Annotated in this window: 1 protein-coding gene; it reads right to left on the reverse strand. The window is 73.6% G+C overall.

Going from position 1 to position 15,861, the window contains the following annotated elements; genetic code table 11:
• Window positions 1-32 precede the first annotated feature (32 nt).
• Window positions 33-15,839 (reverse strand): SDR family NAD(P)-dependent oxidoreductase, encoded by a 15,807-nt coding sequence (locus ACFY3U_RS13765; protein ID WP_387200114.1) that lies wholly within the window; start codon window positions 15,837-15,839, stop codon window positions 33-35.
• Between the last annotated feature and the right edge of the window lie 22 nt (window positions 15,840-15,861).

Genomic DNA, 15,861 nt, shown 5'->3' on the forward strand with positions numbered 1-15,861 from the left:
TCAGTCGGTAGCAGATGTCGGGCCGCACGGGACTACTCACCGCCGAGCACCAGGTCCACGAGATCGTCGACGTCCAGGTCGGCGATCGCCCGCTCGTCACCGGTCCCGTCCCCGACGCCGTCGTCCAGCTCACCCGGGCCGGCGAGCTCGAGCAGGGCGTCGACCAGTCCTGCCGCGCGCAACCGCGCCAGCGGGACCGACGCGAGGGCCTGCCGCAGCCGCGCCTCATCGGCGTCAGTGGCGGCGCCCGCGGCGGGGGCGGCGCCGTCCGGGCGCAGTTGCGCTCGAAGGTGGTTGGCGAGCACCAGCGGGTTCGGGTAGTCGAAGACCAGCGTGGGCGGCAGCTTCAACCCGGTCGCCTCACGCAGCCGGTTGCGCAGCTCCACCGACGTCAACGAGTCGAACCCGACATCCTTGAACGCCAGGTCCGCCCGTACGTCCTGCGGGTCCGCATGCCCCAGCACGACCGCGACCTGGGCACGGACCACGTCCAGGAGCAGTGCCTCCTGGTCGGCCGGGGTGAGCCCGCCGAGCCGGCGAACCAGCGTGTCGTCCGGCGCGGCCGCCGCCCGCGCCTGCTGCCTGCCGGCGCGAACCAGACCGCGCAGCAGCGACGGCACGGCGCCACCGGCTGCGGCGTCCGCCCGCATCACCGCCGGGTCCAGCTTGATCGGCACCAGCAGCGCGTGGTCCATGCGCAACGCGATGTCGAACATTCCCAGCCCCTCGGCCCGGGTCAGCTCCAGGACACCACCGCGGCTCGCCCGCGCGTGGTCGACGACGCTGAGGTGGGTGGCCATGCCGGTGCTCCGCTCCCACAGGCCCCAGGCCAGCGACAGCCCCGGCAGCCCCGCCGCGCGCCGGTGGGCCATCGCCGCGTCCAGGAACGCGTTCGCCGCCGCGTAACTGCCCTGACCGCCGCCGCCGACCACACCCGCGACCGACGAGAACACGACGAATGCGTCCAGATCCGTGCCCCGGGTCAGCTCGTCGAGGTGCCGCACCGCGTCGACCTTGGACGCGAACACTCCGGCCAGCCGTTGCGGGGTCAGCCCGCCGATCAACCCGTCGTCGAACACACCGGCCGTGTGCACGACGCCGGTCAACGGGTGCTCGGCCAGCAGGGCCGCGACCTGATCCCGGTCGGACACGTCGCAGGCCACCACCGACACGTCCGCGCCCTGCTCGGTCAGGTCGGTGACCAGCTCGGCCATCCCTTCGGCGGCCGGCCCTCGGCGGCTGGCCAGCACCAGCCGCCGCACACCGTGCCGCGTAACCAGGTGCCGGGCCACCAGGCCGCCCAACGCGCCGGCACCCGAGACCAGCACCGTTCCTTCCGGCCTGAAGACGACCGGCGTGTCCTGGAGCTGGCCGGTGGTGCGGGCGAGTCGCGGAACCGAGAGGGTGCTCCCGCGTACGGCGAGCTGCGGCTCACCGGCCGCGAGCACCAGATCCGCGCCGACCTCAGCGGCGGGGTCGGCGTCCACCAGGACGATCCGGTCCGGGTTCTCGGCCTGGGCGGAACGGACCAGTCCCCACACCGCCGCGGCGGCCGGGTCGGTCACCAGGTGATCGCCACCGGCGGGTACGGCACCGCGGGTGCGGACCACCAGCCGTACCTCCTCGAGCCGAGGCGCGGTCATCCACGCCTGTACGACCTCCAGCACTCGGGACGTCACCGCGAGTGGACCGTCGACGCCGGCGACGTCGACGACCGCCACCGGCGGCAGGTCGCCGCCCTGGGCCAGCGCCGCCACGTCGTCGGTCGTGGCCACCGGCACCCACGACGACACGGGCTCGGCGGCGGAAGCGGGCAGTTCGGCCCAGTCCACCCGGAACACCGAGTCACGGACGTCGTGCGCCGTGGCCCCCAGTTGCGCCGCCGACACCGGACGGGACACCAGCGAGTCCATCGTCAGCACCGGCCCGCCGGTCTCGTCGGCCGCTTCGACGGTCAGCGCTTCCGGCCCGTGCGGCGCGAGCCGCACCCGCAGCGCCTCGGCGCCCGCGGCGTGCAGCACGAACCCGTTCCACGCGAACGCGAGCACCGCCTCGCCCGGCTGCCGCGCGGTGGCGCCGGCCGTGGCGGCCTGCAGCGCGGCGTCCAGCAACGCCGGGTGGATGCCGAACCGACCCGCCTCCGCTCGCCGCTCCTCAGGCAGGGCGACCTCGGCGAACACCTCGTCACCCCGCCGCCACACCGCGCGCAGCCCCTGGAACGCGGGGCCGTAGCCGTAGCCGCGCTCAGCCAGGTCGGCGTAGAAGTCCTCGACGTCGACCGACTCCGCGTCCCGCGGCGGCCAGGCGGTGAAGTCGAACCCGGTGCCGCCGCCACTCGGTGCCGCTGACAGCACACCGGTGGCATGCCGTGTCCACGCACCCGTGCCGCCGTCGCGTCGGGAGTACACCTCCACCGCGCGCGCGCCGCCTGCACCCGGTCCGCTCAGGGCCACCTGCACCCGCACCCCGCCCTGCTCGGGCACCACCAGCGGCGCCTCGATCACCAGCTCGTCCAGCGCCGAGCACCCGGCCTCGTCACCGGCGCGCACGGCCAGCTCCACCAGCCCGCTGCCGGGAAGGATCACGACCCCGCCGACCGCGTGATCGACGAGCCACGGATGCGACCGCACCGACAGCAGCGACGTGAACACCAGGCCGTCCGACTGCGGCAGCTGCACCACCGCGCCCAGCAGCGGGTGGTCGGCCGCAGCCTGTCCCAGCGACGCCGCGTCAGTAGCCGAGTCGGTGGGCTGACGCAGCCAGTAGTGCCGGTGGTCGAAGGCGTAGGTCGGCAGCTCCACCCGCCGGGCCACCGGGGGCAGCACGCCGGTCCAGTCCACCGACACGCCCCGGACGAACAACTCGGCCATCGACGTCAACAGGCGCCGCAGGCCACCGTCGTCGCGCCGCACCGATCCCGTCACCACGACATCGGCGTCGTCCACGATCTCGCTGATCGGCTGGACCAGCACCGGATGGGCGCTGATCTCCACGAACACGCCGTAGTCCTGGCCGATCAGATCAGCGACGGCCGGCCCGAACCGCACCTGGTTACGCAGGTTCCGGTACCAGTATCCGCCGTCCACGACCCCGGCGTCGCGGATCCATTCGCGGGTCACGGTCGAGTAGAACGGCACCGTCGGAGCCTGCGCGCGCACGTCCGCCAGCGTCTCGGCGAGCAGGTCGCGGATCGTCTCCACCTGGTTGGTGTGCGAGCCGTAGTCGACCGCCACCCGCCGCACCCGGACGCCGTCACCCGCCAGCGACCCGAGCGCCTCGTCCAGCGCCCGGGCGTCGCCCGCGATCACCACCGAGGTGGGACTGTTGACCGCGGCGACCTGGACCTGGTCCGCCCACGGCGCCAACCGCGCGACCGCCTCGTCCTCGCTCAGGGCCACCGACGCCATGCCACCCCGCCCGGACAGCACCGTGGCGATGGCCTGACTGCGCAACGCCACCACCCGTGCCGCGTCCTGGAGCGACAGCGCACCCGCCACGCAGGCAGCGGCGATCTCGCCCTGGGAGTGACCGACAACGGCGTCCGGTCGCAGCCCACACGACCGCCACACCGCGGCCAGCCCGACCATCATGGCGAAGCTGGCCGGCTGCAGCACGTCGACCCGGTCCATCACCTCGGGCGCGGCGTCGCCACGCAGCACGTCGATCAACGACCAGTCCACCCACGGCGCCAACGCGACCGCGCACTCGGCGATCCGCTCGGCGAAGACCGGCGACGAGTCCAGCAGCTCCCGGCCCATTCCGGCCCACTGCGTGCCCTGGCCCGGGAACACCCACGCGACCTTGCCCGGCGCACCGACCCGACCGGTGACCACACCGGCCGCGTTCTCGCCGCGCGCCAGCGCCGCGAGCCCGGCCGTCGCCTCGGCCCGGGAGCCCGCCACCACCACGGAGCGCTCGGTCAGCGCGGCCCGACCGGACACCAGTGCTCCGGCCACGCTCGCCAGCGGCACGTCGTCGGCACCCTCGAGGTACGCCGCGAGCCGGCCGGCCTGCAGCGCCCGCGAGGTGGTGCTGCGCGCGGACACCACCACGGGCAGCACGTCCGGGGACGCAGCCGGACCGGGGTCGGACGTGCCGTCCTGCGGCGGCGCTTCCTCCAGGATGAGGTGCGCGTTCGTGCCGCTGACGCCGAACGCGGACACCCCGGCCCGACGCGGGTGGCCGTTCCGCGGCCAGTCCCGCGCCTCCGTCAGCAGCTCGACCGCGCCGGTGGACCAGTCGACCTCCGGCGTGGGCGCGTCCACGTGCAGCGTCGCCGGCATCATCCCGTGCCGCAACGCCTGCACAACCTTGATCACGCCGGCCACGCCAGCGGCCGCCTGCGAGTGACCGATGTTCGACTTCAACGACCCCAGCCACAACGGGGTGCCGGGATCACGGTCCTGGCCGTACGTGGCCAGCAGGGCCTGCGCCTCGATCGGGTCACCCAGGGCGGTGCCGGTGCCGTGAGCCTCCACCACGTCCACCTCGGACGGGACCAGTCCGGCGCTGGCCAGCGCCCGGCGGATCACCCGCTGCTGCGACGGACCGTTCGGGGCGGTGAGGCCGTTGGACGCGCCGTCCTGGTTCACCGCGCTGCCCCGCAGCACGGCCAGGATCGTGTGCCCACGCTCCCGCGCCACCGACAGGCGTTCGAGGACCACCACGCCGACACCCTCGGCCCAGCCGGTGCCGTCGGCGGCGGCGGCGAACGCCTTGCAGCGCCCATCGACGGCCAACCCCCGCTGCCGGGAGAACTCGACGAAGGCGCCCGGATTCGCCATGACGGTCACGCCGCCGGCCAGCGCCATCGAGCACTCGCCCTGCCGCAGCGCCTGTGCGGCCAGGTGGATGGCCACCAGTGAGGACGAACAGGCCGTGTCGATCGTGATCGCCGGGCCCTCGAAGCCGAAGACGTAGGACACCCGGCCCGACGCCACGCTCGACGATCCGCCGGTGCCCGCGAAGCCCTCCAGCTCCGGCGTGACCACGCTGGCCCCCGGCGCGACGTAGCCCTGGCCGAAGGCGCCGGTGAACACGCCGACGTCGGTGCCCTTCAGGGAGGTCGCGTCAACACCGGTGGCCTCCAGCGCCTCCCACGACGTTTCGAGCAGCAACCGCTGCTGCGGGTCCATCGCCAGCGCCTCACGCGGCGAGATCCCGAAGAACCCGGCGTCGAAGAGCCCCGCCTCATGCAGGAAGCCGCCCTGACTGGTGTACGACGTGCCCGGGCGCTCCGGGTCGGGGTCGAACAGGCCCTCCAGGTCCCAGCCGCGGTCGGTGGGGAACCCGGACACCGCGTCCCGGCGATCGATCACCAACCGCCACAGGTCCTCCGGCCCGGCCACACCACCGGGCAAGCGGCACGCCATGCCCACGATGGCGATCGGCTCCTCGGGGTCGGCGGCCAGGACCGTCGGCGCAACCGTCGTCGGCGCGGCGTCGCCCAGTTCGTCGCGCAGGTGGCGAGCGAGTGCCTGCGGGCTCGGATGGTCGAACACCAGCGTGGCGGGCAGCTTCAGGCCGGTCGCCTCGCGCAGCCGATTGCGCAGCTCCACCGACGTCAACGAGTCGAACCCGGCGTCCTTGAACGCCGCGTCCGCCCGGACGGCACCCGGACCGGAGTGCCCGAGCACCGCCGCGACCTGGCCGCGTACCAGGTCCAGCAGCAGCGTCAGCTGATCCTCAGGGGTGAGCCCGGCCAGCCGCTCGGCAAGCCGGCCGCGGTCTCCGCCGGCGCCGCCCGAGCGCGCCTGCCGCCGGCCCGTACGGACCAGGCCGCGCAGCATGTGCGGCACCACACCGCCTGCCGAGGCGTCGGCGCGGACCCCGCGCAGATCCAGCTTCGCGGGCACCAGCAACGCCTGCTCCATGCCGAGGGCGGAGTCGAACAGATCCATGCCCTCGGCCTGCGTCATCAACTGGAGTCCGCCACGCCGGTTCATCCGGGCCCTGGTCAACTCGTCGGTGTTCGCCGCCATACCGGTGGCCTGATCCCACAGGCCCCACGCCAGCGACAACCCCGGCAGGCCCAGGGACCGGCGGTGGGCCATCAGCCCGTCCAGGAACGCGTTCGCCGCCGCGTAACTGCCGCTACCAGCGCCCATGAACACCGCCGACACCGACGAGTAGACGACGAACGCGTCGAGGTGCAGGTCGCGAGTCAACTCGTCCAGGTGCCGCACCGCGTCCACCTTCGGCGCGAACACCCGGGCCAATTTCTCCGGCGTCACCGTCTCGATCACGCCCGCGTCCAGGACACCGGCCGTGTGCACGACAGCGCTCGGGCGGTGCTCGGCCAGCAGGGCCGCCACCTGATCCCGGTCGGACACGTCGCAGGCCACCACCGACGTGTCCGCGCCCCGCTCGGACAGCTCGGCGACCAGCTCGGACACCCCCTCGGCGGCCGAACCCCGCCGGCTGGCCAGCACCAGCCGCCGCACGCCGTACCGGGTCACCAGATGCCGGGCGACCAGTGCACCCAACGCGCCCGCGCCCGAGACCAGGACCGTACCCTCCGGGCCGAACACGGCAGGCGCGTCGGCGGTCCGGGCGGCGCGGGCGAGACGCGGCGCGGAGAGGATCATCCCGCGCACCGCGAGCTGCGGCTCGCCACTGGCCAGCACCGAACCCAGCACGGATTCCGCACTCTCGTCGGTGGCCGGGTCCAGGTCCAGCAGGACGATCCGGTCCGGGTTCTCGCCCTGGGCGGCACGCACCAGACCCCACACCGCCGCGGCGGCCGGGTCCGTCACCGCGCCGTCACCAGCGGGTACCGCACCGCGAGTCGTGACCACCAGCCGCGACTCCTCCAGCCCCGATCCGGCCAGCCATGCCCGCACGACCTCCAGCACCCGAGACGTCACCGTGAGGGCGTCGTCCTCACCGGCCGCCTCCAGCACGACCGCCGCCGGCGCGTCGGTCAGGGCAGTCACGTCGTCGGCGGTGGTGACCGGCATCCACGACGGAGCCGGCGCCCCCGCGCCGGCGGGCAGCTCGGTCCAGTCGACCTGGAACAGGGCGTTGGTGAGCGCCGTGCCCGGCTCGGCGGCGGCCGACCGCCCGGTGGGCGCCGTCCGGAACCCGAGTGAGTCCGCGGTCACCACCAGGCCGCCGGTGTCGTCGGCGGCGGCCAGCGACATTGTGTCGGTGCCGACAGACACCAGCCGTACCCGCAGCGCCGACGCGCCGACGGCGTGCAGCACCACTGCGTGCCAGTCCAGCGGTTGCCGCGGCTGCGGCCCGTCCTCGTTCGTGGTCAGCAGGGCCGGGTGCAGGGCCGCGTCCAGCAACGCGGGATGGATGCCGAATCCGGCCGCCTCCGCGCCGTGCTCCTCCGGCAGGGCGACGTCGACGAACATCTCCTCGCCACGCTGCCACGCCGCCCGCACCGCCCGGAACGACTGCCCGTACGCGTGACCGCGCTCGGCCAGGTCGGCGTACAGCTCCTCGATGTCGATCGCGCGTGCACCGGGGGGCGGCCAGGCGGCGAAGTCGAACCCGTCCGGCGCCCCGGGCGTGCTCGACAGCACGCCGGTGGCGTGTCGCGTCCACACGTCGTCGGGGGTGTCCTCGCGCAGGGAGTAGACGCTCACCGTGCGCGCGTCGTTCTCGCCGGGTCCGCTCAGGGCGACCTGTACGCGCACGCCACCGTGCATGGGGAGGACGAGCGGAGTCTCGATCACGAGTTCGTCGAGGACCGGGCACCCGGCTTCGTCACCGGCGCGCACAGCCAGTTCGACCAGCCCGGCGCACGGGACGACCACGACGCCGTCGACCGCGTGATCGGCCAGCCACGGGTGCGACCGCAACGACAGCCGCGACGTGAAGACCAAGCCGTCCGACTGCGGCAGCCGCACGACCGCGCCGAGCATCGGATGGTCGGCGCCAGCCAACCCCAGGGACGGCGCATCCGCCGCCCCGGCCGGACGCAGCCAGTAGTGCTGGTGGTCGAACGCGTACGTCGGCAGGTCCACCCGTCCGGTGACCGGCGGCAGCACACCGCTCCAGTCCACCGGCACACCGCGGACGAACAGCTCGGCCATCGACGTCAACAGCCGTCGTACACCACCGTCGTCGCGCCGCAGCGTGCCGGTCACCAGGACGTCGGTCTCGGTGCCGTCGATGACGTCGGTGATCGGCTGGACCAGCACCGGGTGCGCGCTCACCTCCACGAACACCCCGTGCCCCTGGCCGATCAGGTCGACGACGGCCGGCCCGAACCGCACCTGGTTGCGTAGGTTCCGGTACCAGTAGTCACCGTCGAGGATCCCGGCTTCCCGGATCCACTGGCCGGTGACCGTGGAGTAGAAGGGCACCACCGGCGCCTGCGCGTCGATCCCCGTCAGCGTCTCGGCCAGCCTGTCCTCGATGTCCTCGACGTGCCAGGTGTGCGACGCGTAGTCCACCGCCACCCGCCGGCCGGCCAACGCCTCCACGGCCTCGGCCAGCGCTTCGGCGTCGCCGGCGATCACCACCGAGGAGGGCCCGTTGACCGCGGCGACCTCGACCCGACCGGCCCACGGAGCCAACCGCGCGGCCGCTTCGTCCGGGCTCAGCGCCACTGACGCCATGCCACCGCGTCCGGACAACTCCGCCGCGATGGCCTGGCTGCGCAACGCCACGACCCGCGCGGCGTCCTCCAGCGACAGGGCGCCCGCCACGCAGGCCGCGGCGATCTCGCCCTGCGAGTGGCCGACCACCGCGTCGGGCACCACGCCCACCGACGCCCACACGGCGGCCAGACCCACCATCACGGCGAAGCTGGCCGGCTGCAGCACGTCGACCCGGTCCATCACCTCGGGGTCGGTGTCGCCGCGCAGCACGTCCACCAGGGACCAGTCGATCCACGGTTGCAACGCGGCGGCACACTCGGTGATCCGTTCGGCGAACACCGGGGACGAGTCCAGCAGCTCCCGGCCCATGCCGACCCACTGGGTCCCCTGGCCCGGGAACACCCACACCAGCCTGCCCCACGCGGCCACGCTGCCGGTCACCGCATCGGCCCAGCTCTCCCCGCGCGCCAGCGCACCGAGCCCGGCCAGCGCCTCCTCGGCCGAGCCCGCCACGACGACGGCGCGATCGCCCAGCACCGCCCGGGTCGACAGCAGGGCACCCGCCACCCGGCTCAGCGGCACCTCGTCGGCGCCCTCGAGGAAGGCCGCCAGCCGACCCGCCTGACCCGCCAGCGAAGCGGTGCTGCGGGCCGACACCACCAGCGGCACCACGCCGTCCGGCACGTCCTTCGCCGGGACGGCCGGGACAGCCGGGACAGCCTCGGCCGGCGCCTCCTCAATGATCATGTGAGCGTTCGTGCCGCTGATCCCGAATGACGACACACCCACCCGACGCGGCCGGCCGTTCCGCGACCAGTCGCGCGCCTCGGTCAGCAACTCGACGGCACCGGCGGACCAATCGACCTGGTTCGTGGGCTCGGCGACGTGCAGGGTGGGCGGCAGAACGCCGTACCGCAGCGCCTGCACCATCTTGATCACGCTCGCCACGCCCGCCGCCGCCTGGGTGTGGCCGACGTTCGACTTCAGCGAGCCCAACCACAACGGCCGATCCGCGTCGCGGTCCCGGCCGTAGGTGGCCAGCAACGCCTGCACTTCGATCGGGTCGCCCAGGGTGGTGCCCGTCCCGTGGGCCTCGACCGCGTCCACCTCGGACGCCGACAGCCCGGCGTTGGCCAGCGCGCTGCGGATCACCCGCTGCTGCGAGGGGCCGTTCGGCGCGGTCAGGCCGTTGGAGGCGCCATCCTGGTTGACCGCGCTGCCGCGGATCACCGCCAGCACCTGGTGCCCCCGCTCCCGGGCCACCGACAGCCGTTCGAGGACCACCACGGCGACGCCCTCGGACAGCACCGTGCCGTCCGCGTCCGAGGAGAATGCCTTGCAGTGCCCGTCCTCGGCCAACCCCCGCTGCCGGGACATGCCGAGCACGCCGATCGGTGATCCCATCACGGCCACCCCGCCGGCCAGCGCCATCGAGCACTCGCCCTGCCGCAACGCCTGCGCGGCGAGGTGCATCGCCACCAGCGACGACGAGCACGCCGTGTCGACGGTCATCGCGGGGCCCTCGAAACCGAACACGTACGACACCCGGCCCGAGGCCACGCTGCCGGCCGTGGCGGTCGTGACGAAGCCTTCGAGTTCCGCCGGCATGTTGCTCAGCGATTCGAGGTAGTCGTGGATGGAGACGCCGGAGAACACGCCGACGTCTCCGCCGTGCGCCGCGGTCGGGTCTACGCCCGCCCGCTCCAGTGCCTCCCACGACGCCTCGAGCAGCAACCGCTGCTGCGGGTCCATCGCCAGCGCCTCACGCGGGGAGATCCCGAAGAACCCCGCGTCGAACAGCCCCGCACCCTGAAGGAAGCCCCCCTGACGGGTGTACGACGTGCCCGGGCGGTCCGGATCGGGGTCGAACAGGCCGTCCAGATCCCAGCCGCGGTCATCGGGGAAGGGCGACATGCCCTCCCGCCCCTCGAACACCATCCGCCACAGGTCGTCAGGATCGGCGACACCACCGGGCAACCGGCACGCCATCCCCACGATCGCGATCGGCTCGTCTGGGTCGGCGGTCACGGTGACCTTGGCCGCGGTGCCCGCCACCGTGTCGCCCAGCTCGTCACGCAGGTAACCGGCCAGGGCCACCGGGGTGGGGTAGTCGAAGACCAGCGTGGCCGGCAGCTTCACACCGGTCGCCGCGCTCAGCCGGTTGCGCAGCTCCACCGCGGTCAGCGAGTCGAACCCGATCTCGGTGAACTTGCGGGTGCCCTGCGTCAGCTCGGGCCCGCTGAAGCCCAGCACGCCGGTCGCCTCGGCCTGCACGATGCCGATCAGGATCTTCTCCTGCTCGGCCGGGGCCAGCCCGGCGAGCCGGCGGACCAGTCCGCCGCTGTCACCGGCCGATGCGCGCGCCGCCCGCCGCCCCATCCGCACCAGACCGCGCAGCAGATGCGGGACGTCCCCGCCGGCCGCGGCCTGGGCGCGCAGCGCCTTCAGGTCCAGCTTGATCGGCACCAGCAGCGCCTGGTCGGCGCGCAGACCGGTGTCGAACAGGGTGACGCCCTCGGCGGGGGTCATCGCCAGGACGCCGCCGCGGCTCATCCGTGCCTGGTCCACGGCGCTGAGGTGGGCCGTCAGGCCGGTGGCCTGCTCCCACAGGCCCCACGCCAACGACAACCCCGGCAGCCCCGCCGCCCGGCGCTGCGCCATCACCCCGTCCAGGAACGCGTTCGCCGCCGCGTAGTTGCCCTGACCGGCGGAGCCCATGATCGCGGCGGCCGAGGAGAACACCACGAAGGCGTCGAGATCCGAGCCACGGGTCAGGTCGTCGAGGTGGCGTACCGCATCGACCTTGGGCGCGAACACCCCGGCCAGCCGCTCTGGGGTCAACGCGCCGATCACGCCGTCGTCGAGGACACCCGCCATGTGCACCACCCCGGTCGGGCGGTGCTCGGCCAGCAGGGCCGCGACCTGATCGCGGTCGGACACGTCGCAGGCCGCCACCGACACGTCCGCGCCCTGCTCGGTCAGGTCGGCGACCAACTCCGCCACACCCTCGGCGGCCGAACCCCGCCGACCGGCCAGCACCAGCCGGCGCACACCGTGCCGGGACACCAGATGCCGGGCGATCACGGCGCCCAACGACCCGGTGCCACCCGTGAGCAGCACCCGCCCTTCCGGGCGGAACACGGCGGGTGCGTCCGTTGCCTGGTCGCCGGCTTGGGCCAGTCGGGGCGCGAGGAGGGTAGTTCCGCGTACCGCGAGCTGCGGTTCGCCGCTGGCCAGCGCCGCACCCAGCATCGGGTTCGCACCGGTGGGGTCGGTGTCGATCAGGACGAACCGGTTCGGGTTCTCGGCCTGGGCGGCCCGGAGCAGACCCCAGACCGCCGCACCGGCGGGATCGCTCACCGCGCCGTCACCCGCCGGCACCGCGCCCCGGGTCACGACCGCCAGCCGCGAGTCCTCCAGCCCGTCCCCGGTCAGCCAGGCCTGCACGACCGCCAGCACCCGCGTGGTCAACGCCAGCGGCCCGTCGTCGTCGCCGACGGCGTTCAGGACGGCCGCCGACGCGGCGGTCGTGCTCCGCGTCAGGGTCGCCACGTCGTCCGCCGTGGCCACCGCCGCCCAGGACGGCGCCGGCTCCCCGGCGGCCGGGGGCAGCTCGGTCCACTCCACCCGGAACAGCGAGTCGCGGCTCTCCTCCGCCGCCGTCTCGAGCTGTTCGGCGGAGACCGGCAGCGACACGAGCGAGTCCATCGTCACGACCAGCGCGCCGGTGTCGTCGGCAGCCTGGAACGACAACGCGTCCGGACCCGACGGCGCGACCCGCACGCGCAGTGCCGACGCGCCCACGGCATGCAACACCAGCCCGTTCCACGCGAACGGCAGCACCTTGCGGTCGTCGTCCGGGTTGGCGAAGGCGTTGGTGTGCAGGGCGGCGTCCAGCAGCGCCGGGTGGATGCCGAACCTGCCGGCGTCCTCCCGATGGTCGTCGGGGAGCGCGACCTCGGCGAACACCTCGTCGCCCCGCCGCCATACCGCGCGCAGCCCCTGGAACGCCGGCCCATAGGCGTAGCCGCGCTCGACGAGGTCGGTGTAGAAGCCCTCGATGTCGACCTGCCGCACGCCCTGCGGCGGCCAAGCGGTGAAGTCGAATCCCGTTCCCGGTGTCGTCGGCGTGGTCGACAGCAGCCCCACGGCATGCCTCGTCCACTCGTCCGCGCCATCCTCGCGGAGCGAGTACACGCCGACCGGGCGCGACCCGGTCTCTCCCGGTGCGCCGACCGCGACCTGGAGCCGCACCCCGCCGTTCGCGGGCAACACCAGTGGCGCCTCGATCACGAGTTCTTCCAGGATGCCGAAGCCGAACTCGTCACCCGCCCGTACCGCCAGATCGACGTACACCGTGCCAGGGACCAGGACCACGCCGCCGATCGCGTGATCGGCCAGCCACGGGTGCGTACGCAACGACAGGCGCGAGGTGAAGACCAGCCCGTCGGACTGCGGTAGCGGCAACACCGCTCCCAGCAGCGGGTGATCAGCTCCGACCAGCCCCAACGACGCCGCGTCGGTGGCCGACTCGGTCATCTGGAGCCAGTAGTGCCGGTGGTCGAACGCATACGTCGGGAGATCGACGTGCGCTGAGGTCGCCCCGCTGGGCAGAATCGCGGCCCAGTCCAGCGCGACACCCCGGACGAACAGCTCCGCCATCGACGTCAGCAGGCGCCGCAGGCCACCCTCGTCGCGCCGCAGCGACCCCGTCACCACGACGTCGGCGCCGACCCGGTCGACGATCTCGCTGATCGGCTGGACCAGCACCGGGTGGGCGCTGATCTCGACGAACACGCCGTGACCCTGCGCGATCAGGTCCTCGACCGCCGGCCCGAACCGCACCTGGCTGCGCAGGTTCCGGTACCAGTAGCCGCCGTCCACGACTCCGGCGCCTTGGATCCACTCACCGGTCACGGTCGAGTAGAACGGCACCGTCGGCGCCTGCGCGCCGATGCCGGCCAGCGCCTCGGCGAGGGTGTCGCGGAGGTCTTCGACGTGTCGGGTGTGCGAGGCGTAGTCCACCGCGACCCGCCGCACCCGGACACCCTGGTCGTCGAGGACGTCCAGGGCCTCGTCGAGGGCGTCGGCGTCGCCTGCGATCACCACGGACGACGGACCGTTCACGGCCGCCACCTCGACCCGCCCGATCCACGGGGTCAACCGCTCCGTCGCCTCGTTCTCGCTCAGGGCAACGGAGGCCATTCCACCGCGTCCGGACAGCGTCGCGGCGATCGCCTGGCTGCGCAGGGCCACCACCCGAGCCGCGTCCTTGAGCGGCAGCGCGCCAGCGACACAGGCCGCCGCGATCTCGCCCTGCGAGTGGCCGATCACCGCGTCGGGCTGAACGCCCACCGACGCCCATACCGCGGCCACCCCGACCATCACCGCGAAGCTGGCCGGCTGCAGCACGTCGACCCGCTTCATCACGGCAGGATCGACGTCGCCACGCAGCACGTCGACCAGGGACCAGTCGACCCATCGCTCCAACGCGGTAGCGCAGTCCGCAATCCGCTCCGCGAACACCGCAGACGAATCCAGCAGCTCCCGGCCCATGCCGACCCACTGCGTGCCCTGGCCCGGGAACACCCATACCACCTTGCCCGGCGTACCGGAGCCGGTCACCAGACCGGGCGCGTTCTCGCCGCGCGCCAGTGCCCCGAACCCGGCCAATGCCTCGTCGGTCGAGCCCGCGACGACGACGGCACGTTCACCCAGCGTGGCGCGGCCCGACACCAGCGCCCCGGCCAGGTGTGCCAGCGGCACCTCGGTGCCCTCGGCGAAGGACGCCAGCCGACCCGCCTGCGCCGCGAGCGAGGCGGCGGTGTTCGCCGACACCACCAACGGAACGACCCCGGTCGGCGGCGGCTCCGCCGGGATCGGCGCCGTCTCGTCCTCCGGCGCCTCTTCCAGGATCAGGTGCACGTTGGTGCCGCTGGCACCGAACGACGACACACCGGCCCGGCGGGCATGACCATTGCGCGGCCAGTCACGGGCCTCGGTCAACAGCTCGACCGCGCCAGCGGACCAGTCCACCTGGGGCGTGGGCGTGTCCACGTGCCGGGTTGCCGGCAACAGCCGGTGGCGCAGTGCCAGCACCGTCTTGATGACACCGGCCACACCCGAAGCCGCCTGGGTGTGCCCGATGATCGACTTGACCGAGCCGAGCCACAGCGGCTGCCGCGGGTCCCGGCCCTGCCCGTACGTGGCGAGCAACGCCTGCGCCTCGATCGGGTCGCCCAGGACGGTGCCGGTGCCGTGGCCCTCGACGGCGTCCACCTCGGACGCGCGCAGCCCGGCACTCGCCAGCGCGTTGCGGATGACCCGCTGCTGCGCCGGACCGTTCGGCGCGGTCAGGCCGTTGGAGGCGCCATCCTGGTTCACCGCGCTGCCGCGGATCACCGCCAGCACCTGGCGCCCCCGCTCCCGGGCCACCGACAGGCGCTCCAGCAGCAGCACGCCGACGCCCTCGGCCCACGACGAGCCGTCGGCGCCCGCGGCGTACGACTTGCAGCGCCCGTCGAAGGCGAGCCCTCGCTGACGCGCGAAGCCGACGAACCCACCGGGTGTCGCCATCACCGTCGAGCCGCCGGCCAGCGCCATCGAGCACTCGCCCCGGCGCAGCGCCTGCGCGGCCAGGTGCACGGCCACCAGCGACGACGAGCACATGGTGTCGACGGTCACCGCTGGCCCTTCGAGCCCGAGCGTGTACGCGACCCGGCCCGAGGCGACACCGCCCGCAGTGCCCAGAGCGCGCTCCAGGCTCAGGAACCCCTCGTACCCGCTGAGGTCGGGTGCGTAGTCCTGGTGCACGATCCCGGCGAACACACCGACGTCGCTCCCCCGCACCGAGTGCGGGTCGATTCCGGCCCGCTCGAAGCTCTCCCACGCCACCTCGAGCAGTTGCCGTTGTTGCGGGTCCATCGCCAGGGCCTCGCGCGGCGAGATCCCGAAAAACGCGGCGTCGAACTGCCCGGCGTCGTGCAGGAAGGCGCCCTCCCGGACGTATGTCGTGCCGGGGTTGTCCGGGTCCGGGTGGTAGAGGCCGTCCAGGTCCCAGCCGCGGTCGGTGGGGAAGCCGGTGTAGACGTCGGTGCCGTCGGTCACCACCCGCCACAGGTCCTCGGGGCCGCGGATGCCGCCGGCGTACCGGCAGGCCATGGAGACGATCGCGATGGGCTCCGCGGCCGCGGCGACAAGCGCGCTGTTCTCCTCCTGAAGCCGCGCGTTCTCCTTGAGCGAGGCACGCAGTGCCTGGACGATCTGCTCGTCTGGCGACGACATAACCCGTCCTCCACGTTCGTTT

The organism is Micromonospora sp. NPDC000089, from assembly GCF_042899365.1.
Classification (GTDB): domain Bacteria; phylum Actinomycetota; class Actinomycetes; order Mycobacteriales; family Micromonosporaceae; genus Micromonospora.

Coding starts and splice junctions, on each gene's coding strand:
- ACFY3U_RS13765 (WP_387200114.1), bottom strand. CDS start 15,839: ATGTCGTCGCCAGACGAGCAGATCGTCCAGGCACTGCGTGCCTCGCTC.